The sequence below is a fragment of the Actinomadura mexicana genome (genome assembly GCF_900188105.1).
GTDB classification, from domain to species: domain Bacteria; phylum Actinomycetota; class Actinomycetes; order Streptosporangiales; family Streptosporangiaceae; genus Spirillospora; species Spirillospora mexicana.
Genome location: NZ_FZNP01000004.1, coordinates 417,067 through 442,942 on the forward strand (window position 1 = coordinate 417,067; position 25,876 = coordinate 442,942).

Annotated in this window: 21 protein-coding genes; 12 read left to right on the top strand and 9 right to left on the bottom strand. The window is 73.6% G+C overall.

The annotated features are described in order from the left end of the window. The first annotated feature begins 40 nt into the window (after nucleotides 1–40). The gene (locus CHC11_RS13215; RefSeq protein ID WP_089311981.1) at nucleotides 41–1,519 is read left to right on the top strand and encodes a phytoene desaturase family protein; all 1,479 of its coding nucleotides are present in this window, start codon (nucleotides 41–43) and stop codon (nucleotides 1,517–1,519) included. Here CHC11_RS13215 and CHC11_RS13220 read toward each other — a convergent pair. Genes CHC11_RS13220 through polA form a run of 3 tightly spaced genes read right to left on the bottom strand, consistent with a single transcriptional unit; the run spans nucleotide 1,516 to nucleotide 6,253 of the window. Continuing rightward, on the bottom strand, nucleotides 1,516–3,060 hold the full coding sequence (locus tag CHC11_RS13220) for an FAD-dependent monooxygenase (RefSeq protein WP_089311982.1): 1,545 nt from the start codon (nucleotides 3,058–3,060) through the stop codon (nucleotides 1,516–1,518). The genes CHC11_RS13215 and CHC11_RS13220 overlap by 4 nt on opposite strands. A 12-nt stretch (nucleotides 3,061–3,072) precedes the next feature. Then, a complete protein-coding gene (locus CHC11_RS13225) occupies nucleotides 3,073–3,573 on the bottom strand; it encodes an inorganic diphosphatase (protein WP_089311983.1) in 501 nt (166 codons plus the stop codon). Between the two features lie 46 nt (nucleotides 3,574–3,619). Continuing rightward, the gene (gene polA, locus CHC11_RS13230; RefSeq protein WP_089311984.1) at nucleotides 3,620–6,253 is read right to left on the bottom strand and encodes a DNA polymerase I; all 2,634 of its coding nucleotides are present in this window, start codon (nucleotides 6,251–6,253) and stop codon (nucleotides 3,620–3,622) included. A 63-nt stretch (nucleotides 6,254–6,316) separates the two neighbouring features. On the opposite strand from polA, the gene CHC11_RS13235 reads away from it, so the two are divergent. Then, the gene (locus CHC11_RS13235; protein WP_089311985.1) at nucleotides 6,317–7,147 is read left to right on the top strand and encodes an LLM class F420-dependent oxidoreductase; all 831 of its coding nucleotides are present in this window, start codon (nucleotides 6,317–6,319) and stop codon (nucleotides 7,145–7,147) included. Nucleotides 7,148–7,244: 97 nt separating this feature from the next. Here CHC11_RS13235 and CHC11_RS13240 read toward each other — a convergent pair whose 3' ends face one another. Continuing rightward, the gene (locus CHC11_RS13240; protein WP_089311986.1) at nucleotides 7,245–8,759 is read right to left on the bottom strand and encodes a M20/M25/M40 family metallo-hydrolase; all 1,515 of its coding nucleotides are present in this window, start codon (nucleotides 8,757–8,759) and stop codon (nucleotides 7,245–7,247) included. Between the two features lie 481 nt (nucleotides 8,760–9,240). Between CHC11_RS13240 and CHC11_RS13245 the strand changes: the two genes are divergently transcribed. From CHC11_RS13245 to CHC11_RS13260, 4 genes are read left to right on the top strand one after another with little or no spacing between them, the layout of a single operon-like run. Beyond that, nucleotides 9,241–11,694 (top strand): sensor histidine kinase, encoded by a 2,454-nt coding sequence (locus tag CHC11_RS13245; RefSeq protein ID WP_143227059.1) that lies wholly within the window; start codon nucleotides 9,241–9,243, stop codon nucleotides 11,692–11,694. After that, nucleotides 11,691–12,131 carry a roadblock/LC7 domain-containing protein gene (locus tag CHC11_RS13250; protein ID WP_218826067.1) on the top strand — a complete coding sequence of 147 codons (441 nt, stop codon included), beginning with the start codon at nucleotides 11,691–11,693 and terminating at the stop codon, nucleotides 12,129–12,131. Before CHC11_RS13245 ends, CHC11_RS13250 begins: the two co-directional genes overlap by 4 nt. Before the next feature lie 8 nt (nucleotides 12,132–12,139). Then, a complete protein-coding gene (locus tag CHC11_RS13255) occupies nucleotides 12,140–12,514 on the top strand; it encodes a DUF742 domain-containing protein (RefSeq protein WP_089311989.1) in 375 nt (124 codons plus the stop codon). Further along, a complete protein-coding gene (locus CHC11_RS13260; RefSeq protein ID WP_089311990.1) occupies nucleotides 12,495–13,097 on the top strand; it encodes a GTP-binding protein in 603 nt (200 codons plus the stop codon). Before CHC11_RS13255 ends, CHC11_RS13260 begins: the two co-directional genes overlap by 20 nt. Here CHC11_RS13260 and CHC11_RS13265 read toward each other — a convergent pair. Then, nucleotides 13,094–13,669, bottom strand: coding sequence for a TetR/AcrR family transcriptional regulator (locus CHC11_RS13265; protein WP_089311991.1), 576 nt, complete (start codon nucleotides 13,667–13,669; stop codon nucleotides 13,094–13,096). The two genes, CHC11_RS13260 and CHC11_RS13265, sit on opposite strands and share 4 nt — an antisense overlap. A 74-nt stretch (nucleotides 13,670–13,743) precedes the next feature. Between CHC11_RS13265 and CHC11_RS13270 the strand changes: the two genes are divergently transcribed. Further along, a complete protein-coding gene (locus CHC11_RS13270) occupies nucleotides 13,744–14,886 on the top strand; it encodes an acyl-CoA dehydrogenase family protein (RefSeq protein ID WP_089311992.1) in 1,143 nt (380 codons plus the stop codon). Nucleotides 14,887–15,652: 766 nt separating this feature from the next. On the opposite strand, the gene CHC11_RS13275 is transcribed toward CHC11_RS13270, so the two are convergent. Next, the gene (locus CHC11_RS13275; protein WP_089311993.1) at nucleotides 15,653–15,865 is read right to left on the bottom strand and encodes a hypothetical protein; all 213 of its coding nucleotides are present in this window, start codon (nucleotides 15,863–15,865) and stop codon (nucleotides 15,653–15,655) included. Nucleotides 15,866–15,970: 105 nt separating this feature from the next. On the opposite strand from CHC11_RS13275, the gene CHC11_RS13280 reads away from it, so the two are divergent. Then, entirely contained in the window at nucleotides 15,971–16,309 is a 339-nt protein-coding gene (locus CHC11_RS13280; RefSeq protein WP_089311994.1) for a hypothetical protein, read from the top strand. A gap of 12 nt (nucleotides 16,310–16,321) precedes the next feature. After that, the gene (locus CHC11_RS13285) at nucleotides 16,322–17,962 is read left to right on the top strand and encodes a cyclic nucleotide-binding domain-containing protein (protein ID WP_143227060.1); all 1,641 of its coding nucleotides are present in this window, start codon (nucleotides 16,322–16,324) and stop codon (nucleotides 17,960–17,962) included. A gap of 28 nt (nucleotides 17,963–17,990) precedes the next feature. Here CHC11_RS13285 and boxB read toward each other — a convergent pair whose 3' ends face one another. From boxB to CHC11_RS13300, 3 genes are all read right to left on the bottom strand, one after another. After that, a complete protein-coding gene (boxB, locus tag CHC11_RS13290; RefSeq protein ID WP_089311996.1) occupies nucleotides 17,991–19,406 on the bottom strand; it encodes a benzoyl-CoA 2,3-epoxidase subunit BoxB in 1,416 nt (471 codons plus the stop codon). Nucleotides 19,407–19,409: 3 nt separating this feature from the next. After that, complete coding sequence (gene boxC / locus CHC11_RS13295; RefSeq protein WP_089311997.1) at nucleotides 19,410–21,059, bottom strand: 2,3-epoxybenzoyl-CoA dihydrolase; 1,650 nt, start codon at nucleotides 21,057–21,059, stop codon at nucleotides 19,410–19,412. A gap of 120 nt (nucleotides 21,060–21,179) precedes the next feature. Next, on the bottom strand, nucleotides 21,180–22,781 hold the full coding sequence (locus CHC11_RS13300; RefSeq protein WP_089311998.1) for a benzoate-CoA ligase family protein: 1,602 nt from the start codon (nucleotides 22,779–22,781) through the stop codon (nucleotides 21,180–21,182). 130 nt (nucleotides 22,782–22,911) lie between these two features. Between CHC11_RS13300 and CHC11_RS13305 the strand changes: the two genes are divergently transcribed. The 3 genes from CHC11_RS13305 (at nucleotide 22,912) to nrfD (ending at nucleotide 25,843) form a co-directional block, all read left to right on the top strand. After that, nucleotides 22,912–23,808, top strand: a complete 897-nt coding sequence (locus CHC11_RS13305) for a PaaX family transcriptional regulator (RefSeq protein WP_218826068.1) — start codon at nucleotides 22,912–22,914, stop codon at nucleotides 23,806–23,808. Nucleotides 23,809–23,993: 185 nt separating this feature from the next. Further along, nucleotides 23,994–24,806, top strand: a complete 813-nt coding sequence (locus CHC11_RS13310) for a 4Fe-4S dicluster domain-containing protein (protein WP_245919178.1) — start codon at nucleotides 23,994–23,996, stop codon at nucleotides 24,804–24,806. Next, the gene (nrfD, locus tag CHC11_RS13315; RefSeq protein WP_089312000.1) at nucleotides 24,803–25,843 is read left to right on the top strand and encodes an NrfD/PsrC family molybdoenzyme membrane anchor subunit; all 1,041 of its coding nucleotides are present in this window, start codon (nucleotides 24,803–24,805) and stop codon (nucleotides 25,841–25,843) included. Before CHC11_RS13310 ends, nrfD begins: the two co-directional genes overlap by 4 nt. The last annotated feature ends 33 nt before the right edge of the window (nucleotides 25,844–25,876 follow it).

A 25,876-nucleotide genomic window follows, 5' to 3' on the forward strand; every position in this document is an offset into this window, starting at 1 on the left:
ATTTCCCCGCATCCGGAGACCCGTGTGGTTTTCTGTGGGCATGTACGACGTGATCATCGCGGGCGGCGGGCACAACGGCCTGGTCGCGGCCGCCTACCTGGCGCGCGCCGGCAGGCGCGTGCTGGTGCTGGAGCGGCTCGGGCACTTCGGCGGGCTGGCGGTCTCGGCGCGCGTCTTCCCCGGCGTGGACGCGCGGCTCTCGCGGTACTCCTACCTGGTGAGCCTGCTTCCGTCACGGATCGTCCGGGACCTCGGCCTGCGCGTCGAACTGCGCGGCCGGCGGTTCGCCTCGTACACGCCGGTCGGCGACGGCGGCCTGCTGATCGACAACGGGGACCCCGCGCGGACGGCGGCGTCCCTCAAGGCCGACGCCGGCGCCTGGCGCCGGTTCTACGCGATGGCCGGGCACGTCGCCGAACGCGTCGCGCCGACCCTGCTGGAGCCGCTGCGCGACCGCGCGGAACTCCGGGACGCGGTGGACGACCGCGAGGCGTGGCGCGACCTGTTCGAGCGGCCCATCGGGGACGTCGTGGACGAGCGCTTCACCGACGACACCGTGCGCGGCGTCGTCCTCACCGACGCGCTGATCGGCACGTTCGCCGACACCTGCGACCCCGCACTGCTGGCCAACCGGTGCCTCCTCTACCACGTCATCGGGAACGGGACCGGCGACTGGAACGTGCCGGTCGGCGGCATGGGCGCGGTGGCCGGGGCCCTGGCCGACGCCGCCCGCGCCGCCGGGGCCGAGCTGCGCTCGGGCATGGAGGTCCTGCACGTCGACCCGGCCGGAGAGGTGACGTTCCGGGACGCGGACGGCGCCGAGCACGCCGTCTCGGCCAGGTGGGTGCTGGTCAACATGCCGCGAGAGGGTTCCGCCGAGGGGTCGCAGCTGAAGGTGAACATGGTGCTCTCGCGGCTGCCGCGGCTGCGCGACCCGTCCGTCCGGCCGGAGGAGGCGTTCGCGGGCACCTTCCACATCAACGAGAGCCGGGAGCAGATCGACAGGGCCTATCGCGAAGCCCGCGACGGGCGGGTTCCGGCCGTCCCGCCCGCCGAGGTGTACTGCCATTCGCTGACCGATCCCTCCATCCTCGGACCGGAACTGCGGGAGGCCGGGGCGCACACCCTGACGCTGTTCGGCCTGCACATGCCGGCGCGGCTGTTCCGGGCGGACCCCGACGGGTCGCGCGCCGCGGCGCTGCGCGCGACGCTGGCGTCCTTCGACGCGGTGCTCGCCGAGCCGATCGAGGACTGCCTCCTGCGCGCCCCGGACGGCACGCCGTGCCTGGAGGCGAGCACGCCCGTCGACCTGGAGAACGCGGTCGGCCTCCCGGGCGGCCACATCTTCCACCGCGACCTGTCGTGGCCGTTCGCGGAGGCGGCCGGGGAACGCGGGCGGTGGGGCGTCGAGACCGAGCACCCGCGCGTGCTGCTCTGCGGGGCGGGCGCCAGGCGGGGCGGAGGCGTCAGCGGGATCCCGGGCCACAACGCGGCCCGCGCCGTCCTGGACGCCGGCTAGGAGCGCCCGCAGGCGCGGTGCAGGGCCGCGACCGCCGCCGCGGGGTCGTAGGACGGCAGCACGGCGGCCAGATGGCCGTCCGGGCGGACGATGTGCACCGTGTCCGGGCCGGCGTCCAGGGCCGTCCGCAGCACCCCGTCGGCGTCGATGGAGTCCAGCGCGTGGATCTGGTGCGGTATGTCCGTCGGCAGCCTCCCGCCGCGCACGCCCTGGGTGAGCACCACGAACCGCGTGCCGAACAGGCGGCGCAGGCGGGTCGGCTCGCCGTCCACGACGCACGGGCCGTCCGGGCAGAGGACGCCCGGCAGCGGCGGGCGGACGAGCCCGGGACCGCGCGGGAAGTCCTCCACCGGCCCGGCCGGTGTCGTCAGCGGCGACTCCAGGTACCAGTACGGCTCGGCGAGCCTGCCCGAGTCGATGATCGTGCGGGGGTCCGGGTGCGTCCGGGCCGCCTCCAGGGACTCCAGCCGCCGCGCCCGCTGCCGCGGGGTCTGCGGGACGAGGAACTCCATCGTCCGCGTGGTCACCCGCAGGTTCTCCCCGGCGGCGGCCCGTCGCTCGGCGTCGTAGCTGCGCAGCAGCGCGGGCGGGGCCCAGCCGTGCCGGACGAACGCGAGCTTCCAGGCGAGGTTCTCCGCGTCCTGCAAGCCGGAGTTCAGGCCGCGGGCGCCGAAGGGCGCGTAGACGTGGGCGGCGTCCCCGGCCAGGAACGCGCGGCCGGACGCGAACGCCGCCGCGCACCGCTCGTGGAACCGGTACACGGTGGCCCACACGACCTCGTACGGGGCGTCCCCGGTGATCCTGCGGATGCGGGCGTCCAGCGCGCCCGACCCGCGCTCGGCGTCGAGGTCGTGGTCGGCGGGGACCTGCCAGTCGATGCGCCACGTCCCGTCCGGGCACTGGTGGACCAGGACCTGGCGCCCGGGGTTCCAGTCGGGGTCGAAGAAGAACCGCCGCTCGCTCGGGAACGGCAGGTCCGCCCTGATGTCGCAGATGAGGAACCGGTCGGTGAAGGTGCGGCCGGGGAAGCCGATGCCGAGCAGGTCCCGGACGGCGCTGTGCCCGCCGTCCGCGCCGACCAGATGGGTGCCGCGCACGGTGGCCCCGGCGTCGGCCTCGACCCCGTCCCCGTCCTGGCGCAGCCCGGTGACGCGATGCCCGTACCGGATCTCCACCAGCGGTTCGGCGGCGGCGAGGTCCCGCAGCCGCGCCTCCACCTCCGCCTGGGAGATGTTGATCCAGGGCGGCACTGCGCCGCGCCCGGCGTCGGGGAAGGTGACGGCGAACAACTCGTCCCCGCGGTAGTAGGTGCGGCCGGTCGTCCACGTCACCCCGCGCGCGATCATCGGTTCGGCGCACCCGACCCGGTCGAGCACGTCGAGGACGTCCCGCTGGAAGCAGATCGCCCGGGACCCGGACGGGTCGCGGCGGGCGGCGGCCTCCAGCACCACGGACGGCACGCCGTGCCGGGCCAGGAGCAGCGCCGTGACCAGGCCGACGGGTCCCGCCCCCACGACGACGACCGGTTCGCTGCCCCTCACGCGTCCACCTGATCACGTCGCGGCGTTCCCGGCCACCTCCCGTGCGCGCTCGGCGGCCCGCTCGATCGTCCGGTCGGCGACCCGCCGGTCCTGCCAGCCGCGCACGTCGGTGCCCTTGCCGGGCTCCAGGCTCTTGTAGATGTCGAAGAAGTGCGCGATCTCGTCGAGGATGTGCTCGTGGACGTCCCGCAGGTCGCGGATCCCGGCGTAGCGGACGTCCCCGGCCGGCACCGCGAGGATCTTGGCGTCAGGGCCGCCCTCGTCGTGCATCCAGAACACCCCGACGCTGCGCACTTCGACCACGCACCCGGGGAAGGTGGGCTCCTCCAGCAGCACCATCGAGTCCAGCGGGTCGCCGTCCTCGGCGCAGGTGTCCGGGATGTAGCCGTAGTCCAGCGGATACTGCGTCGAGGTGAACAGCATCCGGTCGAGCCGGATGCGGCCGAGCCGGTGGTCCATCTCGTACTTGTTGCGCGATCCCCGGGGGATCTCGACGATCATGTCGATCTCCATGAATCCCTCCCCAGGGGAGCACTACCCCAGGAGTGGCCCGGCCACGTCAGTGGGCGGCGGCGTTCCAGTCGGGGCCGGCGCCGACGGCGACCTCCAGGCCGACCGCGAGCGGGTAGGCCGTCGTCATCCCGGTGCGGACGATCTCCCGCACCGCGTCGGCCTCGCCGGGCGCCACCTCCAGGACGATCTCGTCGTGCACCTGGAGCAGCAGGCGGCTGGCCAGCCCGGCGGCGGTGAGCGCCTCGTCCACCCGCAGCATCGCGATCTTGACGATGTCCGCGGCGGAGCCCTGGACCGGGGCGTTCAGCGCCATCCGCTCGGCCGTCTCGCGGCGCTGCCGGTTGTCGCTGTTCAGATGGGGCAGGTAGCGGCGGCGGCCGAGGACCGTGCGGGTGTAGCCGGTGGCCCGGGCCTCGGCGACGACGTGGTCGAGGTAGTCGCGGACGCCGCCGAGCCGCTCGAAGTAGGCGTCCATCAGCGGGCGTGCCTCGGCCACCGGGACGCCGAGCTGCTTGGCCAGGCCGAACGCCGAAAGCCCGTAGGCCAGCCCGTACGACATCGCCTTGATCTTGCGGCGCATGTCCGGGGTGACGGCCTGCGGGCGGGCGCCGAAGACCTGCGCGGCCATCGTGGTGTGCAGGTCCTCGCCGGACTCGAACGCCGCCAGCAGCGTGGGGTCCTGCGACAGGTGCGCCATGACGCGCAGTTCGAGCTGGCCGTAGTCGGCCGTCATCAGCGACGCGTAGCCCTCGCCGGGCGTGAACGCGCGGCGGATGCGCCGCCCCTCCTCCGTCCGGATGGGGATGACCTGCAGGTTCGGGTCGGCGGAGCTGAGCCGGCCGGTCGCGGCGACGGTCTGCTGGAAGCTCGTGTGGATGCGGCCGTCGGCGCCGATCTCCCGGATGAGCCCGGCGACCGTGGAGCGCAGCCGCGCCTGGTCGCGGTGGCGCAGCAGGGTCTGCGGCAGGCCGTTGTCGGTCCGCGTGGCCAGCCAGGTCAGCGCGTCCAGGTCGGTGGAGTACCCCGACTTGATCTTCTTGGTCCGCGGCAGGTCGAGCTCGCCGAACAGCACCTCCTGGAGCTGCTTGGTCGAGCCGGGGTTGAAGCGCCGCCCGGCGATCTCGGCGGCCTCGTCGGCGGCGCGCTCCATCCCGGCGGAGAAGTACCGTTCCAGCTCGTGCAGGAGACCCGCGTCGACGTGCACGCCGGCGCGCTCGGCGCGGGCGAGCAGGCGCGACAGCGGCAGCTCGACGTCCCGCAGGACCTCGTCCATGCCCGTGGACGCCAGGTCGGCGGCGAACACGCCGGCGAGGTCGAGGACGGCGCGGGCGCTCAGCATCAGCCCGGCCGCGCCCTCGGCGGACGGGCGGCGCCCGAGATGGCGGCCCGCGAGGTCGGCGATCCCGTAGGCGGCCAGGCCCGGCAGCAGGAGGTAGGCGGCCATCGCGGTGTCGGTGGCGATCCCGTCGAGGTGCCAGCCGCGCTCGCCGAACACGCGCAGCAGCGACTTCACGTCGTGCAGCGCCTTGGGCCGGCCGGGGTCGGCCAGCCAGGCGGCGAAGGCCCGCTCGTCCTTCGCGGAGAGGCCGGACGGCTCGAACGACGCCGCGTTCCCCTCGCCGGTGGCCAGCGCGATCCGCTCGATGTCGCCCGCGCCGCGCGCCCACGTGCAGTCGGCGGCCAGCCCGGTCAGGCCGGTCGCGTGCGACCCCAGCCAGCCGGCCAGCTCGTCCGGCCCCAGCTCCCGTCCCCGGACGGGCTCCGGCTCGGCGTCCTCCGGCGGACGTCCGCCGCCCGGGTCCGCCGCGAACAGGCGCTGCCTGAGGCTGGCGTTGCGGAACTCCAGCTCGTCCAGCAGGGAGGTGAAGGCGGTCAGGTCGTAAGGGCGCCGCCGCAGGTCGGCGGGCGCCACCGGGAGGTCCAGGTCGCGCACGAGCTCGGTCAGCCGCCGGTTGAGCGCGACCGTGCCGGCGGCGGCGCGCAGCCTCTCGCCCGCCTTGCCCTTCACCTCGCCGGCGTTCTCCAGCAGGACCTCCAGCGAGCCGTGGTCGCGGACCCACCTGGCGGCGGTCTTCTCCCCGATGCCGGGGATGCTCGGCAGGTTGTCGGACGGGTCGCCGCGCAGCGCCGCGAAGTCGGGGTACTGCGCCGGAGTGAGCCCGTAACGCTCCTCGACCTCGCCGGGCGTGTACCGGATCATCTCCGACGCCGTCCGGTAGAAGTACAGGACGGTGACGTCGTCGCTGACGAGCTGGAGCACGTCCCGGTCGCCGGTGACGATCAGCACGTCCATGCCGTCCGCCTCCGCCGTCGTCGCCAGCGTCGCGATGACGTCGTCGGCCTCGTAGCCGGGCGCCCGCAGCACCGGCACGCTCATCGCCGCGAGGAGCCGGTCCAGGACCGGCAGCTGGCTGCCGAACTCCCGGGGCGAACGCGCCCGGGTGGCCTTGTAGTCGGGGAACGCCTCGGTGCGGAACGTCTGCCGGGAGACGTCGAACGCGACGGCCGCGTGCGTGGGGCGCTCGTCCCGCAGCACGTTGGCGAGCATGTTCGCGAACCCGTACACGACGTTGGTCGGCTGCCCGGAGGTGGTGGTGAAGTTCTCGACCGGCAGCGCGTAGAACGCCCGGTAGGCCAGCGAGTGGCCGTCCAGGAGCAGGAGGCGGGGCCGGTCCGTCATGTGTCACATCCTCGCAGGCGGGGTACCGGGCAAGGAACCGGCGGAGGGGGTGTTGGCGACGGCATGACCAAGATCGAACTCGGGCGGCTCGGGATCTGGCGTCCCTGGCCGCAGTTGAGCCCGGAACTGGCGAGGGACGTCGAGGAGCTCGGCTACGGCACGGTCTGGATCGGCGGATCGCCGACCGATCCGGACATCGCCGGGCGGCTCCTGGCCGCGACCGACCGCATCGTGATCGCCACCGGCATCGTGAACATGTGGAGCACCCCGGCCGAGGAGGCCGCCGCGGCCTACCACCGGCTGAACGGCGCGCACGGCGACCGGTTCCTGCTCGGCGCCGGCATCGGCCACCCCGAGCGGGACCGGGAGTACCGCAGCCCGTACGAGACGATCGTGGACTACCTCGACCGGCTGGACACCGAGGGCGTCCCGGCCCGGGGGCGGGTCCTCGCCGCGCTGGGCCCGAAGGTGCTGCGGCTGGCGGCCGAGCGCGCCGCGGGCGCGCACCCGTACCTGACCACGCCCGAGCACACCCGGTCCGCGCGGGAGATCCTCGGGGCGGGCCCGCTGCTCGCGCCGGAGCAGAAGATCGTGCTCGAACCCGATCCCGTGCGCGCCCGCGTGATCGCCAGGGACGCCCTGGGCCCCTACCTCGGGCTGGGCAACTACGTCGCCAGCTTCGAGCGGCTGGGCTTCACCGGCGACGACGTCGCCGGCGGCGGCAGCGACGCGCTCGTGGACGCCCTGGTCGCGCACGGCGACGCGGCGGCGGTGGCCGCGCGGCTGGCCGCACACCTGGACGCGGGGGCCGACAACGTCGCCGTCCAGGTGCTGACCGAGCCCGGCGGCGATCCCCGTCCCGCCCTGCGGTCGATCGCCGGGGCGCTTCTCTGACCGGGACGCCGCTCCGACCGGCGCCCCCGTCCGCGCCGGGGCCGGACGCACCGAGGGACGCGCCCGGGGCCGGGCGCGTCCCTCGTTGCGACGGGTCCTACCGGGTCGCAAAGTTGCCGATCACGTCCGGCGCGGCGCGCTTGCCGGGCTGCGCCCGCCTGCGGGCGAGCTCGTTCCCGTTGACCGTCAGGGTGCTGTGCGCGAACAGCTCGGTGACCGCGGCGGTGCCGTCGATCATCTGGTCGAAGCCCTTCAGGTTCACGTTGTCGTAGCGGTCGCAGGCCTGGTGGTAGCACGGGTCGTAGGCGAGGCCCGCGGTGCCGCCGTACAGCTTCGCCTGCTCGGGGGTCTTGATGCCCTCGGCGCCGGTGAACAGGCCGCCGGCGGGGATGCCCACCGTGATGAAGGCGTTGTAGTCCGAGCGCCCGTTGAACGGCGTCGGGTCGGTGGGCAGCCTCCGCCCGCCGAAGTAGTCGGCGAAGGCCTTCTCGATCGCGCCGGATCCGGCCGGGGCCTCGACGTTGTTCTCGCCCGCGCTGTTGTCGCCGTCGTAGACGAAGTTCACGTAGTTGGGCGAGGCGAGCATGTCGAAGTCGAGCATCAGCGCGACCTTGTCGCGCTCGGCCTGCGGGAGGTTGTCGACGTAGTACTGCGAGCCGAGCAGTCCCTCTTCCTCGGCGCCCCAGAAGGCGAACCGCACCTTGTTCCGGACCTTGGACCCGAGCTTGTCGATCTGCTTGGCCATCTCCAGCAGCGTGGCGGTGCCCGAGCCGTCGTCGTTGATGCCGGGCCCGGCGGCGACGCTGTCGTTGTGCGCGCCGACCACCACGACGTTGTCGGCCCTGCCGCGCCGGGTGTCGGCGAGGACGTTGGCGGCCTGGCGCTTGTCGTTCTGGGTGTCGGTCTTCACCCGCAGCGTGACGCCGCCGTTCTGCGCCTGCTGGACGAGGGCCTTGCCGACCGCGTTCGTCGGGCCGACCACGGGGATGTCGTAGGGCGTGGTCAGCGTCCCCCCGACCGGGCCCGGCTCGGTGGGCAGCTGGTAGATGACGACGGCGGCCGCGCCGGCGGCGATGGCGTTGTCGGTCTTGACGGAGAAGAAGCAGCCGCCGCGCTGGATCAGCGCGATGCGGCCCTTCGGGAACCCGGCGAAGTCGCCGGCCTCGCACCCGCTGCCGGATCCGGTGGCTCCCGGGTCGACGGGGGTCGCGGGTGCGGTGACGTCTCCCGACCCGGAGTACTGCAGCGTCTCGAAGTCGCTGTGCGGCGCGAACGTCTTCGGGTCCGGCGCGGTCTCGGCGAGGACCGGCTCCGACAGCTCCTGCCAGAAGTCGAACTCGAAGTTCTGGATCGTCGGCGTGTATCCGGCCCGCTTGAGCTGGTCCGCGATGTACCTGATGGTGATCTTGTTACCGGGCAGTCCCGCGGCCCGGTTGCCGCCGTTGGCGTCCGAGATCTTCTGCAGGTTCAGCTGGTGGTGCCGCACGTCGCTCAGCATGACGAGCTTGGCCAGCTTGGACTGGGCCGGCCCGGCGGCTTGGGCGGGCGCCGCGGCCACGGTGGTGGCGGCGAGCGACAGCCCGGCGAGGACGGCTAGCGCGGCTCTGCGCATGCTCGGTCTCCGTTGGGTGGGGGGACAAAGTAAACCGAAGCTTGACATGTGTCATTTCCTGCAACAAGACACGACTCCGCATCAAAACGGCCAATATTGGCCTAGTTCTTCACCGTGTTAACACGGTTGACATGTCTCCGCCGATTCCCCTCGCGAACCTTCCGCCACCCTCATGCGCCTTGCCCGGCAAGGCCGGGAGGGCCAATCAATTACAAGATCACTAAATTCCAGCCGACGTACTGACCTGCGACGACATTGGAGAAAGGGCGGGCGGTGCGCGGCAGGGCCGGCCGCGCCGGCGCAGTACCCGCAAACCGCCGCGCACACGCCCGGGACGCGGCCGTTCACGCGGTGCACGCGAGAGATCACGAGTCGCCGCAGATAATGCCTCTGGTCTCCGGCAAATCGAACTAAGTATGCTCCGGTCCCGCCAGGTCGGTCGGGGACGACCGGGGTCGAAGACGATCAGGAGTGTGGGCCGGTGACCAAGCCCGAACAGGTTCATGGCTCCCGTGGGCGGCCGCGCACGCGGCCGGTCGGGCGGCGGATCGCGATGCTCCTCGCCATTCCGCTCGCCGCTCTCGTCGCGCTGTGGGTGTTCTCGGCGGGGACGACGCTGTCCGCCGCCCTGCAGCGGTCGGAGTTCACCCGGATGTACAAGGAGGTCGGGCTGCCGGCCGGTAGCGTCATCGGGGCGCTCCAGCGCGAGCGCGCCACCGCCGTGGCCGTTCTGGCGGCGCGGACCGACGCCGGCAGGAGGGCCTACGCGGACCTCGCGGCCAAGACCGACGCCGCCGTGGCGAGCTTCCGCTCGGCGGCCTTCAAGCCCCGCCTCAGGAACGCGATGGGCCCGGAACTCTGGCAGCGCATGGAGGCACTGAACGACAGCCTCGACCAGCTCGAACCGCTGCGGACCCAGATCACCCAGGGGGCGGCCAGCACGGTGCAGGCCATCGACGCCTACAGCGGCTTCTCCGACTCGACGTTCCGGCTCCTGACGACCTTCATCAGCGTCAACGACACGGCGGTCTACCGGCAGAGCGCCGGGATCACCCACTTCTCGTGGGCGAGCGACTTCATGCTCCGCGAGGACGCCCTGATGTCCGCGGCCGGCACGCGCCGGCTGAGCGCGGTCGAGCGCACGGCCTTCGCCGGCTGGGCCGGCAACCGCGAGCAGTTCTTCTCGCTCGCGCGCACCGAGGTGACCGGCGAGCTGTCCCGGGTCGTCGAGGAGCTCGCCACGTCGGCCGCGTACGGCAGCTTCACCCTGATCGAGAACCAGATCCGCCGGCAGGGCCTCAATCCCGGCGCCCGGCAGTGGCGGGCGGGCACGCAGGAGCTGACCCCGATGTGGTTCACCTCCTCCTCCCGCCTCGGCGACGTCCTGAACGACGACCTCGTCGAGCCCGCCGGGCACCGGATCATGCTGCGCTTCTACCTGGCCTGCGTCGTGGGCCTGCTGATCGTGGCCGCCTCGGTCGCGCTGTCGGTGCTGTTCGCCCGGCGGCTCGCGCGGGAGCTGCGGGACCTGCAGGCGTCCGCGCAGCGGCTCGCGCACGAGCGGCTGCCCGCGGTCGTGGCCCGGCTGCGGCGCGGCGAGAAGGTCGACGTCGACGCCGAGGCGCCGCGCCCGGAGCCGGGGCGGACGCGGGAGATCGCCCTGGTGGCCGACGCGTTCGACGCCGTCCAGCGCACGGCCGTCGGCACCGCGGTCGGCGAGGCCGAGCTGCGCGCCAGCATCAACCGGGTCTTCATCAACCTGTCGTGGCGCAGCCAGTCGCTGCTGCACCGGCAGCTGCGGCTGCTGGACCAGATGGAGCGGCGCGCGGCCAGCCCCGAGGAGCTGGACGACCTGTTCCGCCTCGACCACCTGACCACCCGCATGCGGCGGCACGCAGAGGGCCTGGTCATCCTGTCCGGGTCGCCGACCGTCCGCGCCTGGGACCACCCGGTCGCCGCCGAGGACGTGGTGCGCGCCGCGATCGCCGAGGTGGAGGACTACACGCGGGTGGAGGTGACCGGCGCGTCCTCGGCCGCGGTCACCGGCGACGTCGTCGCCGACGTCATCCACCTGCTGGCGGAGCTGATCGAGAACGCGGCGTCGTTCTCCCCGCCCGCCACGGAGGTCACCGTCAAGGTCGAGACCGTCGCCAACGGGCTGGCCGTCGAGGTCGTCGACCGGGGCGTCGGCCTGGAGCCCGACGAGCTGGCGGAGCTGAACCGGCGGCTCGACAGCGCCGCCGAGTTCGACCTGGTCGACACCGAGCGGCTCGGCCTGTTCGTCGTCGCGCGCCTCGCCGCCCGGCACGGCATCCAGGTCTCGCTCCAGCCGTCCCCGTACGGGGGCACCACCGCGATCGTCCTCGTGCCGCACGCGCTGGTCGTCCTCGACGACGAATGGCACCTGGCGCGCGGCCGCGGGGCCGGGGCGCCGCAGCCGGTCGGGTCGGCGGCGCACGGGGGCGGGGGCCCGGCACGGCTCGGCCGCCCGGCGCGTCCGGCGCTGCCCGGCAGGATCGTCCAGGCGCAGCCGTCCGACGAGGTCGCCGGCCTGCCCGCCGGGCCGGGCGCCGTGCCGCCGCCGGCGCCGCCTTCCGACCCGCCCCTCGCCCCGCCGCCGGATCCGCCCGAACCGCTCGCGGGGCGGGCCCGGCCGAACGGCGCCGAGCCGCGGCCGGGCGGGGTGGAGGACAGCGAGGTCACGGGACGGCTCCCGCGGCGGGTGCGCCAGCGTGCCCTGGCCCCGCAGCTGCGCGGGCGGTCCGCACCGCGGCACGCCCAACCCGCCGCGGCGGCGGGCGAGGACGATTTCGAAGAACCGAACCCGGAGCTCAGCCGCGACCTGATGGCGTCGCTGCAGTCGGGATGGCTGCGCGGCAGGGTCGACGACGAACCGGGCGAACTGGATCCACGCGATGAATGGGGGGAGTCATGATGCGGCAGGGCAACGCTTCCGGCGAGCTCGACTGGCTGCTCGACGATCTGGTGCAGCGGGTCGGCGAGGTGCGCCAGGCCGTCCTGCTGTCCAGGGACGGCCTGGTCATGGGCGCTTCAGGGGACGTCACCCGCAAGGACGCCGAGTTCCTCGCGGCGCTCTCGTCGGGTTTCCACAGCCTGGCCAACGGGGCCCGCGAGCACTTCCAGGCCAAGCAGGTGCGGCAGACCGTCGTCGAGCTGGACGGCATGCTGTTCTTCGTCATGCCCGCGGGCAACGGGAGCTGCCTCGCCGTGCTGAGCGACGCCGGCGGCAACGCGGGGCTGGTCGCCTACGAGACGACCATGCTGATCAAGCGGGTGCGGCGCACGCTGTCGGCCCAGCCGCGCGGCACCGAGTCGCAGGATCCGCCGGTGCGCTCGGGCGCGTCAGGCTAGAGCCGGCCGTGGAGAGCCCGAGAGAGCGCTGGGTCGGGTCGGACGCCGGCCCGGTCGTCCGCCCCTACGCGGTCACCCGCGGGCGCACCCGCCCCCGCGGGCCCGTCCTCGACCTGGTGACCGTCCTCGTCGCGACCGGCCGGACCCCGGCCGACCGGGTCTGGCTGTCGCGCGAGCAGCGGCGGCTGCTGGAGCTGTGCGGGCGGCCCTCCACGCCCGCCGACCTCGCCTCGGAGACCGACCTGCCGCTGCGGGTCGTGCAGATCCTGCTGGCGGACCTGCACCAGTACGGCCTGATCGAGGAGATGCCGCAGGCCGAGCAGACCGAACGCCCCGACCCCCGCATCCTCATGAGAGTCCTCGATGAACTCCGCCGCCTCTGACCCGACCGCCACCGCGCACGGGCGCGACGACGACGTCCCGCTCCACACCCTGAAGGTCCTGGTGGCCGGCGGCTTCGGCGTCGGCAAGACGACGCTGGTGAGCGCGGTGAGCGAGGTCCGCCCGCTGCGCACGGAGGAACTCCTCACCGACGCGTCCGTCGGCGTCGACGACCTCGGCGGCGTGGAGGGCAAGACCACCACGACCGTGGCGATGGACTTCGGCCGGCTGACGTTCTCCGGCGGGGTCCGGCTGTACCTGTTCGGCACGCCGGGCCAGGAGCGGTTCTGGTTCATGTGGGACCAGATCGCCTACGGCGCGGTCGGCGCCATCGTGCTGGTCGACACCCGCCGGCTCAGCACGAGCTTCGCGGCCATCGACTTCTTCGAGCAGCGGGGGCTCCCGTTCGTCATCGCGGCGAACCGGTTCGAGGGCGCCCGCCGCTACACCGTGGAGGAGATCCGCGACGCCCTCGACGTCGACCCGGAGATCCCGGTCATGATGTGCGACGTGCGGAGCCGGGAGGTGGCGCGGGGCGTGCTGGTGGCGCTCGTCGAGCACGCCCTGCAGGCGGCCCGGAGCTAGCCGGCCGCCATCCGGGCCACGATGAGGGACGCGAGCGCGGCGTAGGCGGCCGAGTCGTCCAGGCCGGTCTGCGCCTTGATCTCGCCGCGGTGGATGGACTCCATCACCTGCCCGGCGACGGCGCCGACGAACGCGGCGTCGCCGCCGGGCGCCGCCTCCCGGACGAGGCCCTGCACGCGCCGCACCGCGTACCGGGTGTTGCTCTTGTAGATCTCCCGCGCGGGGGCGAACGCGTCCAGGTCGGCGAAGAACGCGGCGGACGCGGGGGCCAGTTCGCCCGAGATGGCCCGCAGGTAGGCGCCGACCCGCTCGCGCGGGTCGGCGTTGCCGTCGAGCGCGGCCTCCACGCGCTCGGTGGCGCGGCGGAAGAAGGCCCGCACGACGGCCGTGATGATCTGCTCGCGGCTCGCCGCGACCGAGTAGAGCGTGCTCTTGGAGCAGCGCAGCAGCGCGGCGAGGTCCGCGACGCCCAACTCGGCGAACCCGCGCTCCAGGAAGAGGTCCATGAGCCGGTCGATCAGCGTCTCGCGCCGCCGAGACGCCCGGGTCGCCCGCTGGTCCACCGAGGTCATGACGGCGACAGTACCAAAACGGGTTCGCCGGTACCGCCTTTGGTACGGTTGGCGGTGCCGAAAGGAGTCCGCCCATGCCCGCCACCCGGCACCTGCCGACCTCTGAGTCCGAGGACCTGATCGCGCTCACCCGCGAGATCGCGGCCAAGGAGCTCGCGCCGCACGCCGCGGACGCCGAGCGCACCGGGACGTTCCCCCGCGGGGTCTTCACGACGCTGGGCCGGGCGGGCCTGCTGACGCTGCCGTACCCGGAGGAGTTCGGCGGCGGCGACCAGCCTTACGAGATCTACCTGCAGGTCCTCGAGGAGATCGGGGCGGCCTGGGCGAGCGTCGGGGTCGGCGTCAGCGTCCACGCCCTGTCCTGCTTTCCCCTGTTCTCCTTCGGCACCGACGAGCAGCGCGCGCGGTGGCTGCCCGGCATGCTCTCCGGCGAGCGCCTCGGCGCGTACTGCCTTTCGGAGGCGCACGCGGGCTCCGACCCGGCCGCGATGCGCGCCAGGGCCGTCCGCGACGGCGACTCCTACGTCCTCAACGGCGCCAAGGCGTGGACGACCCACGGCGGCGAGGCCGACTTCTACACCGTCATGGCCCGCACGTCGCAGGAGAAGTCGCGCGGCATCTCCTGCTTCCACGTTCCCGCCGACACCCCCGGCCTGGAGTTCGACGAGCCCGAGGACAAGATGGGCCTGATGGGCTCCACCACCGCGACCGTCCGCCTGGTGGACGCGCGCGTCCCCGCGGACCACCTGATCGGGCACGAGGGCCAGGGGCTGGCCATCGCCCTCGCCGGCCTCGACGCCGGCCGCCTCGGCATCGCCGCCGTCGCCACCGGCCTGGCCCAGGGCGCGCTCGACACCGCCGTCGCCTACGCCAAGGAGCGCGAGGCCTTCGGGAAGGCCATCATCGACCACCAGGGACTCGCCTTCGTCCTGGCCGACATGGACGCTGCCGTCGAGTCCGCGCGCGCCACCTACCTGTCCGCCGCCCGGCTCAAGGACGCGGGCCGCCCCTACGGCCGCGAGGCGTCCGTCGCCAAGCTGATCGCCACCGACAACGCCATGAAGGTCACCACCGACGCCGTCCAGGTCCTCGGCGGCGCCGGCTACACCCGCGACTTCCCGGTCGAGCGCTTCATGCGCGAGGCCAAGGTCATGCAGATCTTCGAGGGCACCAACCAGATCCAGCGCCTGGTCATCTCCCGCCACCTCGCCCGCTAGCCGGAGCCGGCACTTCTACCTGCTGCTTCTCGGGATCTTCTTGCGTCACAATCCGAAGACCACCGGGCGGCCGCCCAATGTCGCGGCGGATGTCCGCACGCCCAGATCACGTTCTACGACTGCCGTGCTAGGCAAGTCGGTGCTCAGTCCTCTGCCGAGTCCGCGAAGGGTGCCTGAGTCAATTCACAAAGGGCAGATATGCCGCTCCCTGGCCCTGACGAGAACGGCCTCTTCATTGTCTTGCGGGGCCGAAAGGGTACAGCTCCTCCCCCGGAGGGGAGGAGCTGCCGTTGGACCACACGCCGGCGCCGGCTTGCCGCCGGCGCGGGTCTAACTCAGCCGTTCAGCCGGGGCTCCGGCTGCGGCGGCTTCCCCGGCGGGATCCTCGTGGGGAGGTCGTCGGGGGGAGACGTAGGCTGCTTGGACATCATGTCCTCCTGGTTCTGGACCTTAGGGGGTGACGGTCAGGCGCTTACTTGCCGCCCGTCTTGTCGCCCTCGTCCTTGATCGGGGTCCCGGAACCGCCCTTGTTGCCGTCCTTCTGATAGGTGCCCATGCGGGAACCCTCCTTGGTTTGTCCTAACAGCTGCCGCTCTGGCAGCTCACGAGGAACAGTCCACAAGGGGGCCCCAGGCGCAATCCCGAAGCCGGGTTGTGAAGATCACAGTCATTTCGCAATGGGCTTGTCGGCCCCAGCGTCTACGCCGGGGCGTCGGCCCCTCTCCCGGAAGTCGTCACCGCGTCGGTGACCAGGTCCAGCGCCTGGTCATCTCCCGACGCCGCGCTCCCGCAGCTTGCGGGCGATGTGGTCGGCGGTGAACGGGGAGCCGTCGGCCAGTTCCTCGGGGCCGAGGCCCTTGCGGGCCGCGTCGGCGTAGGCGTCGAACAGGTCCTCCTTGGCTGCCTCGACCTGCTCCACGAGGTCTTCGTACCGGGTGGTGGCGAGTCTGACCTTCGCGTCGGCTTCCTCAGGACCCATGCGGCGCAGAATATCGGAACCCCGTCGCGAGAACCTCGGCGGGTTTGCGGGCGGTTTGTGCGGCATGTCACGGTCTGCCCTCGGCCCGGAACCTACCGTCGGGGCATGTGGCAGTTCGTCGTGTGGGGGCTCATGGGGGCCGCGGCCAACCGCACGCTGGCGTTCCTGGAGGCGAACCGGCGCGTGAAGGGGCCGCCCTGGCGCTACCCGAAGGGGCCGGGCGGCCGGTACTACCTGTTCGCCTGCGCGCTGCACTGCATGCTCGCCGCGATGGTGACGTCGGCGGCCGCGGCGAGCGACTTGATCGACGCGCCGTGGCTGGCGTTCGCGTGCGGTGCGAGCGCCCCGGCGGTCATGGCGAAGCTCGGCCGGTACGCGCTCTGGGCGCTGCCGCCGGGGCCGGGCGGCGACGGTGAGGACGACGGGCCTGGTCGGGCCGGATGAATGGGGGATGCGATGCCGAGTCCTGATCGCGGCTGGCGCGGGCTGCTGGAGGCGTTCTCGGACGCGCCGGCCGCCGGCGGGCCGGGCACGGCGCCGCCGGGCGGAGCGGGGCGGCGGCTGCTGGAGGCGTTCTCCGACGCCTCGCCCGCCTTCGCCGCGGACGGGCGCGGGCCCGGACCCGTGCCCGCGGCGGATCCGGGGCGGGCGCTCGCGCGGGGGGTCGTGACGTTCGGCGCCCTCGGGGCGGTGTGCACGGCGTGGGCGGCCGCGGAGACCGGGATTCCCGCGGCGGCGCTGCTCGCCGCGTTCACGTTCGCCGTCCTGGCCCTGTTCGTGGCGCCGCTGGCCGGGTTCGCGCGCGCCAGGGCCGCGGCGGCCCTGGCGCAGGGGACCCGCCCGCGGACCGCCGACCGGGCCGAGAGGCTCCGCGACAGCTTCTGGCACGCGCTGGGCTCCGAGGAGCGCGACGCCATCCGCGGCGTGGCGCGTGCGTGCACCTTCGGGCCGGGCGCGCCGATCCTGCGGCAGGGGTACCCGGCCGACTACGTCGTCGTCCTCCGCTCGGGGTGGACGAAGGTCCGCGTCGACCGGGCGGGCGAGGAGCGGATCGTGGCGGTCCGCGGTCCCGGCGACCTCATCGGCGAGCGGGCGCTGTTCGAGGGCGATGCCTGGTCGGCCACGGTCATCGCGCTCGACACCGTGGAGGCGCTCGTCGCCGGCGCGGCGGACTTCCGGCGTGTCGTGGAACGCCACGCGGGCGTGCAGTCGGTGCTGGAGAAGCAGGCGCACGACCGCACCGTCGAGGCGGCGGCCCGCACCTCCGGCACCGAACTCGCCGACACCGAGCGCCGGCTGGCCGCGCTGTTCACCACGCTGTCGCGGGCGCGGGACGGGGCGCTCCCGCTGACGGGCCCCGAACTGGCGGGCTGGACGTCGTCGTCGCCCGCGGCGGTCGCCAGCGTGCTCAGCGAATGGGACGGCGCGGGACTCGTCCACGCCGGGGACGGCACGATCGACGTGCTCGACCCGGTCCGGCTGGAGCGGCTCACGGCGGGCGGCGAGCCACGCCCGGCGGCCGTGTCCGGGTCCCTGTTCCTCACGGGACAGGACTGCACGATCGTGTTCACCGATGTGGTGGGGTTCGGCTCCTCCGGCCGGACCGAGGCGGACCGAGCGGCGATCCGGCGGGTGCTGTTCCAGTCTCTGGAGGAGTCGTTCGCCGCCGCCGGAGTGTCGTGGGCGGCCTGCCACCGGGAGGACCGCGGGGACGGTGCGCTGCTCGTCGTCCCGCCGGGGGTTCCGGTGAGCGCCCCGGCGGATCCCCTCGGGCGGGCGCTCGCCGAGCGCATCGACCGGCACAACCGCGGCGCGGCCGAGGGGCAGCGCTTCCAGGTGCGGGTCGCGGTCGACGCGGGCCCGGTGCACGCGGGGCCGGAGGGGGTCACCGGGGCGGCGCTCGCCCGCGCCGCCAGGCTGCTGGAGTCGGACGTCCTGCGGCGGCGGTTCTCGGCCGTCGCGCCCGTCATCGGCCTGATCGTCTCCGCGGCCGCGCACCGGGGGATCGCCGGGGCCGGACCGGAGTTCGAGCCCGTCGAGGTGCGCGAACCGGACCCCGGCGACGCCTGGCTGCGCCTCTTCCCCGCCACGGGCTAGAAGCGGCGCCCGCCGCGGACGGCGCCGGCTAGAGGCGGACGTACTCGTAGTCGAAGGGCTGACCGTTGATGCCGTTGCGGGGCGGGGCGATCCAGGCGGCGATCCTGCCGCGTTCGTGGACGGGCCGCATCAGCGACCGGACGTGCGTCTTGTCGACCGCCGTCGGGAGCCACGCGCCCCTGCGCCGCTCCCACTCGGCGGCGTCGAGCATCTCGCCGTCCGGCGCGGCCTCGACGCCGGCGAAGGCGCCGACCCTGCGGTTGAAGGCGATGCTCGGCAGGCGGAGCCGCTGCGGGAGCCCCGCCTCGGACAGGATGCGGTTCCAGCGGTTGACGCCGCTCTGGCAGTCGGCGATGTAGGCGCGGCGCAGGTCGGTGTTCAGGCCGACGAGCGCGGCGACCTCGGTCTGCCCGATGCCTCCGTCGACGAGGGCGTCCACCATGACGGCGTCGTCGGTCAGGCGGTGGTCGTCCTGGCGGCGGTCCTCCATCCAGCGGCCCTTGAGCCCGGCCGTGTAGTAGTTGGCGACATTGCTGGACGTCTCGGAGCCGAACAGGTCGAGCGACACCGAGTAGTGGAAGTTCAGGTACTTCTGCAGGACGTCCAGGGAGATCCCGCCGTGCGGGGCGACGTCGTCGGTGTCGTGCTCCTTCATCAGCTGGACGGTCCGCTCGACGACCCGGTCGATGCCGGTGGTGCCGACCATCATGTGGTGCGCCTCCTCCTTGAGCATGAACTCGCAGGTGCGCGACAGCGGGTCGAAGCCGGACTCCTTCAGCGTGCCGAGCTGGTACTTGCCGTCCCGGTCGGTGAAGTAGGTGAACATGAAGAACGAGAGCCAGTCGGGGGTCTCCTCGTTGAACGCGCCGAGGATGCGGGGCGCCTCCTCGCTGCCGGAGTTGCGGCGCAGCAGTTCTTCGGCCTCCTCGCGACCCTCGCGCCCGAAGTGGGCGTGCAGGAGGTAGACCATCGCCCACAGGTGGCGGCCCTCCTCGACGTTCACCTGGAACAGGTTGCGCAGGTCGTAGAGGCTGGGGGCGGTGGCGCCGAGGTTGCGCTGCTGCTCCACGGACGCGGGCTCGGTGTCGCCCTGGATGACGATGAGGCGCTGGAGGTCGGCGCGGTACTCGCCGGGGACCTTCTGCCATGCGGGCTCGCCCTTGTGCGCGCCGAAGCCGATGCGGCGGCCTCCGTCGCGCTCGGCCAGGAAGATGCCCCACCGGTAGTCCCTCATGGCGACGTGCCCGAAGTGCGCCCAGCCCTCGCGGCCGACGTCGACCGCCGTGCGCAGGTACACCTCCCGCGTCGGCAGCGACGGGCCCATCGACTCCCACCAGGACAGGAAGTTCGGCTGCCACGACTCCAGGGCGCGCTGGAGGCGCCGGTCCTCGTGCAGGTCCACGTTGTTGGGGATCTTCTCGGTGTAGTCGGCGGTGGTCGCCATCGCTCAGACTCGCTTTCGGTCGAAGTCGGCGCGCCGCCCGGTGCCGTAGCGGCGCAGGGCGCCGTCCGGACCGGACGCGTTCGGGCGCGTGAAGATCCAGTTCTGCCAGGCGGACAGCCGTCCGAAGATCTTGGTCTCCAGGGTCTCGGGGCCGGGGAAGCGGTAGTTGGCCTCCAGGCCGGTGAGCGCGTCCGGGCTGAAGCCGGCCCGCTCCTCGACGGCGATGCGGATCTCCTCGTCCCAGTCGATGTCGTCGGGCGCGAAGGTGACCAGGCCGATGCGCTCGGCGTCGGCGGCCTCCAGCGGCCTGCCCGCGGCGGCGCCGGCGGCGGCCAGCGCGGCGCCGTCGCCGAGGAACCGGGTCGCGAGGCGGGTGAGGCCGTTGCCCATCGGGAGCGGGCCGAGGTTCATCGCGTCCACGGTCACCGCGGCGGGGTCGGCGTCCGGATCGACGTCCTCGAAGACGCCGTCGAGCTGGTAGGAGCGGTCGGCGGCGAGCGCGACCTCCAGGAGGGAGCCGGAGAAGCAGCTTCCGGGCTCGATCAGGGCGATGAGGCTGCGGCTGGTGACGTCGAGCCGCTTCAGGGTCCGCTTGAGGTAGTGCACGATCTCGTTGGCGAGCCAGTCGCCGGCGTTGCCGAGCAGCAGCCGGTCATGGGCGAGGACGTGCTCGGCCGTCCCCCGCGTGCGCAGCACCCAGGTGCCGAGCTCCGGCTCGTTGGTCCGCAGGTCGAGGATGAGGTCGTCCAGCTCGCGGGTCATGGCGAGCGTCCAGAAGTCCGCGCCGCGGAACTCCCCGGGGGGCGCGGCCGGGCCCGCGATCGTGATCTCGACGGCGCCCGCGTCGCGGTCCAGCTCCGCCGAGACGTGCCGGTAGGCGATCGATGCGTCCGTGCGCTCCTTGCCGAGCGGCGTCAGCGCGATCCCCTCGGCGTCGCGCGGACGGGACGAGCGGGCCGCCAGCTCCCGCGCGCGTTCGGCGACCGTCTCGTCCCAGGCGGTCCGCGGGACGGCCTCGTCCACCAGGCCCCAGGCGACGGCCCTCCCGCCGCCGAGCCCCTCGGCCTTGGTGGAGAAGTAGTCGGCCCGGTCGCGGCGGACGCGCCGCTTGTCCGACACGCGGGTCAGGCCGCCGGTGCCCGGCAGGACGCCGAGCAGCGGCAGCTCCGGCAGCGAGACCGCCGAGGAGCGGTCGTCGACGAGCATGATGTGCTCGCAGGCGAGGGCCAGCTCGTATCCGCCGCCGGACGCGGTGCCGTTCAGCGCCGCGAGGTAGGTCTGGCCGGAGTTCGCCGTCGCGTCCTCGATGCCGTTGCGGGTCTCGTTGGTGAACTTGCAGAAGTTGACCTTCCAGGCGTGCGGGGACGCGGCCAGCATCCGGATGTTGGCGCCCGCGCAGAAGATCCTCTCCTTGCCGCTGGTGACGACCACCGCGCGCACCGCGGGGTGCTCGAAGCGGAGCCGCTGGACGGCGTCGTACAGCTCGATGTCGACGCCGAGGTCGTAGGAGTTCAGCTTCAGCTCGTACCCGGGGACCAGCCCGCCCTGCTCGTCCACGGCCATCGTGAGGGTGGCGACCTGGCCGTCGACGTCGAGGCGCCAGTGCCGGTAACCGGACGGGTCCACCCGGAACTCCACGTGCGGGCTGGTCATGCGCTGTCCTTCCGCCGGTACCGTCTCCATCATGCTCTACAGATTTCGCACTATGCGTCAAGAGTTTGTAGCACTTCGACTCGCGCGGACGCCCGTGGCCAAGCGGGCCCGGGGACGAGGTCAGGGGGCCGCGAGCAGGGCCGAGGCGAGCTCGCGGACGGCGAAGCGGCGCAGCTTGCCGGTCGGCGTCGTGGGCAGTTCGTCCACGACCAGCACGTCGCGGGGACGCTTGAACGACGCGAGGCCCGCCCGGCAGAACCCGATCAGTTCGGCCGGCTCGGCGGCCGCGCCCTCCTTGAGCACGACGCAGGCGACGGGCTTGTCCAGGCCGTCGGCGTCCGGCAGCCCGACGACGGCGGCCATCGACACCGCGGGGTGCTCCAGCAGCCGTTGCTCCACCTCGGCCGGCGACACCCAGATGCCGCCGGCCTTGAGCATGTCGCCCGTCCGGCCCAGGCAGGTGTAGAAGCCGTCCTCGTCCACAACGTAGGTGTCGCCCGTCCTCAGCCACTCCCCCTGGAAGACCTGCCGGGTCGTCTCGGTGCGGCACCAGTAGCCCGTCGCGATCGACTCGCCCTTCACCAGCAGCGAGCCCGGCGTCCCCGGCCGGGCGTCGGCCCCGGCGGCGTCCACGACCCGCAGCTCGTACCCGGGGACGGCGGTGCCCGTGGTCCCCGGGCGGACCCGGCCGGGCCGGTTCGACAGGAAGATGTGCAGGCACTCGGTGGAGCCGATCCCGTCGATGATCTCCACGCCGTACCGCTCGGTGAAGCGGCGGCACAGCTCGGCGGGCAGCGGCTCCCCCGCCGACACCGCCAGCCGGACGGACGCGAACGCCTCCACCGGGACCTCGGCGTTGAGGATCGCGGCGTAGAAGGTCGGCACGGCGAAGAACAGGGTCGGCCGGTACCCGGCCAGCCGGCCGGCCACCGAGGCCGGGGTCGGGCGGTCCGGATCCAGGACGGCGGTCGCACCGGCGGCGAGGGGGAAGAACAGCGAGTTGCCGATCCCGTAGGCGAAGAAGAGCTTGGCGACCGAGTAGCAGCGGTCGTCCGGGCGGATCCCGAGGACCTGGCGGCCGTAGGTCTCCACGACATGCCGGATGTTGGCGTGCCGGTGCATCGCGCCCTTCGGCCGGCCCGTCGTGCCGGAGGTGTAGAGCCACAGGGCGCTGGAGTCGTCCGAGGTCGCGTACGGTTCGGCCGGCGCGCCGCCGCGGGCGCGCCCCTCGCGGACCAGGTCCCCGAACGGGTCCACCCGCACCCCCGCCGGGGCCCGGAGCGCCGCGTCCCCCTCGACCGCCACGCGCCGGATACCGGGAGCGTGCGCGAGGGCCGCCTCCGCGGCGACCGCGAACCGGTCGCTGACCAGCAGCACCCTGGCGCGCGCGTCGGCCAGGAGGCCGCCGAGTTCGGGACCCGTCAGCATCGTCGACACCGGGACCGGGACGGCGCCGAGCCGCATCGCGCCCAGGATCGCGGCGGCCATGGGCGGGCCGTCGGCCATGAACAGCACCACCCGCTCCTCGGCGCGCAGCCCCCAGCGTTCGAGACCGGCCGCGATGTCCCCGGCCAGCTCGGCGAGCTCGGCGTAGCTCAGGTCCCCGCCCGGACCGGTCAGGGCCGTCCGGCCGCCGCCGGGCCCGGACGCCGTCCGGAGCAGGTAGTCGGAAGCGTTGAAGGTGTCGGGCGGGACCGGTGCGGTCGCCGTTCCAGCGGTCATCGAGGTCTCCCTTCGCCGGGAACCGTGCCCCCAATGCTCTACATAGACGAAACGCTAGTCAATAGACTTGTGGAACGACGGGAGTCCGGGCGGAACCCGCGCCGGACCCGCGCGATACTGGACCGCGTCCATGGACGGGCGCGCCCGTCAGGGCCTGGAGGAGGAGCACATGGCCCGAACCGGCGAGGACGCCGCGCATCCGGAGCCGAGATTCCGGCGCCGGCGCGAACTCGGCGCGGCGAGCGCGCGGTCGCTGCTGCTGACCGTGCTGGGCGAGTTCGTCCTGCCCGGCGGCGAGCCGGTGTGGACGGCGACGTTCCTGCGCGCGCTCGGTCTCCTCGGCGTCGAGGAGAAGGCCGTCCGGCAGGCGCTCGCCCGCAGCGCCGGCGAGGGCTGGCTCGCCGGGGAGCGGCACGGCCGCCGCACCGCCTGGCGGCTCACCCCGTCCGGGGAGCGGCTCCTCACCGACGGCACCGAGCGGATCTACGGCTTCGGCCGCCCGGTCGGCGCGTGGGACGGGCGCTGGCTGCTCGTCCTCGCCACCGTCCCGGAGACCAGCCGCCGCCTGCGCCACCTGCTGCGGACCCGGCTCGCCTGGAGCGGCCTCGGCAACCTCTCCCCCGGCGTGTGGGTCAGCCCGCACCCCGAGCGCGAGCCCGAGGTCCGGGAGGTCCTCGCCGGGATCGGCGTCGCGGACGGCTCCACGCTGTTCACCGGGCGGCTCGGCGACCTGGCCGAGGCGCGGCGCGTGGCGCGCCAGGCGTGGGACCTCGACGAGATCGGACTCGCCTACGAGGACTTCCTCGACGCCGTCGGCGCGCTGCGTCCCGCCGACGACCCGGGGACGTTCGCCGCGCACACCAGGCTCGTCCAGGAGTGGCGCCGGTTCCCGTTCCTCGACCCCGGCCTTCCGGCGGCGCTCCTGCCCGACGACTGGAGCGGCGCGCAGGCGGTCGCGCTCTTCCACGAGCGGCACGACACCTGGCGCCCCGTCGCCGACCGCCAGTGGAAGGCGATGAGCGGCTGACGGCACCCGCCGCCCCTGGGCACCCGGAGGGACGGGGTGTAGGCGACGCGTCCCCGGGAAGTCGGGTAGGGGCCGGTGTCGTCGATGGGAGTCGTGGAATGGGCAGCCTGATAGGACGGAACCTGCTCGCCGGAGCCGATTCCGACGTCGCCGCCGGCTCCGGCTACGCCGACCATCCGCCCCGCATGGGTTTCTTCACCGACACGTCGGTGTGCATCGGCTGCAAGGCGTGCGAGGTGGCGTGCAAGGAATGGAACGCCGTCCCCGAGGACGGCCTCGAGTTCACCGGCATGTCCTACGACAACACCCAGGGTCTCGGCGCCGACACCTGGCGGCATGTCGCGTTCATCGAGCAGAGCAAGCCGATCGGCGAGGCCGAGACCGGCGTCGACCACGGCGCGGCGCCGGGCGCGGGCGGCATGCGCTGGCTGATGGCCTCCGACGTGTGCAAGCACTGCACGCAAGCCGCGTGCCTCGACGTGTGCCCCACCGGCTCGCTGTTCCGCACCGAGTTCGGCACGGTGGTCGTCCAGGAGGACATCTGCAATGGCTGCGGCTACTGCGTGCCCGCCTGCCCTTACGGGGTCATCGACCAGCGCAAGGGCGACGGGCGGGCCTGGAAGTGCACCCTGTGCTACGACCGGATCGGCGTGGGTCAGGAGCCCGCGTGCGCCAAGGCGTGCCCGACCGACTCGATCCAGTTCGGCCCGCTGGACGAGCTGCGCGAGCGGGCCGCGCTGCGCGTGGACCAGCTCCACGACCTGGGCGTCGAGGACGCGCGCCTCTACGGGCACGACCCGGACGACGGCGTCGGCGGCGACGGCGCCTTCTTCCTCCTGCTGGACGAGCCGGAGGTGTACGGGCTGCCACCGGACCCGGTCGTCACCACGCGCGACCTGCCGTCCATGTGGCGGCACGCCGGAGTCGCCGCCGCCACGCTGCTCGGCGGGCTCGCCGCCGTCTTCGCCGCACACGGCCGCAAGGGGGACGCGCGATGAGCTCGTCGGAGGTCGGCAAGGAGGGCGTGCGCGGCGAACGACCCGGCCGGGAGGCTGAGATCGGCAAGGGCCCGCGCGGACGGGGACGGCGCGGAGGGCGCCGGGGCGGCCGCGGCGAGAAGGCCATGGTTCCGGAGGCGGAGTTCACCTCCTACTACGGCAAGCCCATCCTGAACCCGCCGGTGTGGAAGTCCGTCGACATCGCGGGCTACTTCTTCCTCGGCGGGCTGGCCGGCGCGGGGTCGGTGCTCGCCGCCGGCGCCCAGCTCACCGGGCGGCCGGCGGCCGCGCGGGCGCTGAAGATCTCCTCGCTGGCCGCCATCGGCGGGTCCACGGCCGCGCTGGTCCACGACCTCGGGCGGCCGAAGCGGTTCTACAACATGCTGCGCGTCATGAAGCCGACGTCCCCGATGAGCGTCGGCTCCTGGCTGCTGGCCGCCTACGGCCCCGCCGCGGGCGCCGCCGCCGCGCTGGAGGTGACCGGGCTGCTCCCGCGCCTCGGCCGCGCCGCCACCGCCGGAGCCGCCGTGCTCGGCCCGGCCGTCGCCGCCTACACCGCCGTGCTCGCCGCCGACACCGCCGTCCCCGCCTGGCACGAGGCGCACCGCGAGCTGCCGTTCGTCTTCGTCGGCTCGGCCGCCGCCGCGGCGGCGGGCATGGCGCTGGTCGCCTCGCCCGTCCGGGAGAACGCCCCGATGCGCACCGCCGCCGTCTTCGGCGCCGGCCTGGAACTGGCCGCGGCCAAGGTGCTGGAGCGCCGCGCCGGGCTGGCGGCCGAACCGTACAAGCGCGGCAGGGGCGGAGCCTACATGCGCGCGGGCGAGATCCTCTCCGCCGCGGGCACCGCGGGCTGCGTCCTGCTCGGCGGGCGCAGCCGGGCCGCGGCGGCGCTGAGCGGGGCGGCCCTCCTGGCGAGTTCGGCCTGCACGCGTTTCGGCGTCTTCCACGCGGGCGTGCGGTCGGCCGAGGACCCCAAGTACACCGTCGTTCCCCAGCGGGAACGCCTCGCCGCACGCGGCGCGGCGTCCACCTCCTGAGGCTGTCACCTTTCTGCAAGTTCATTGAAATCT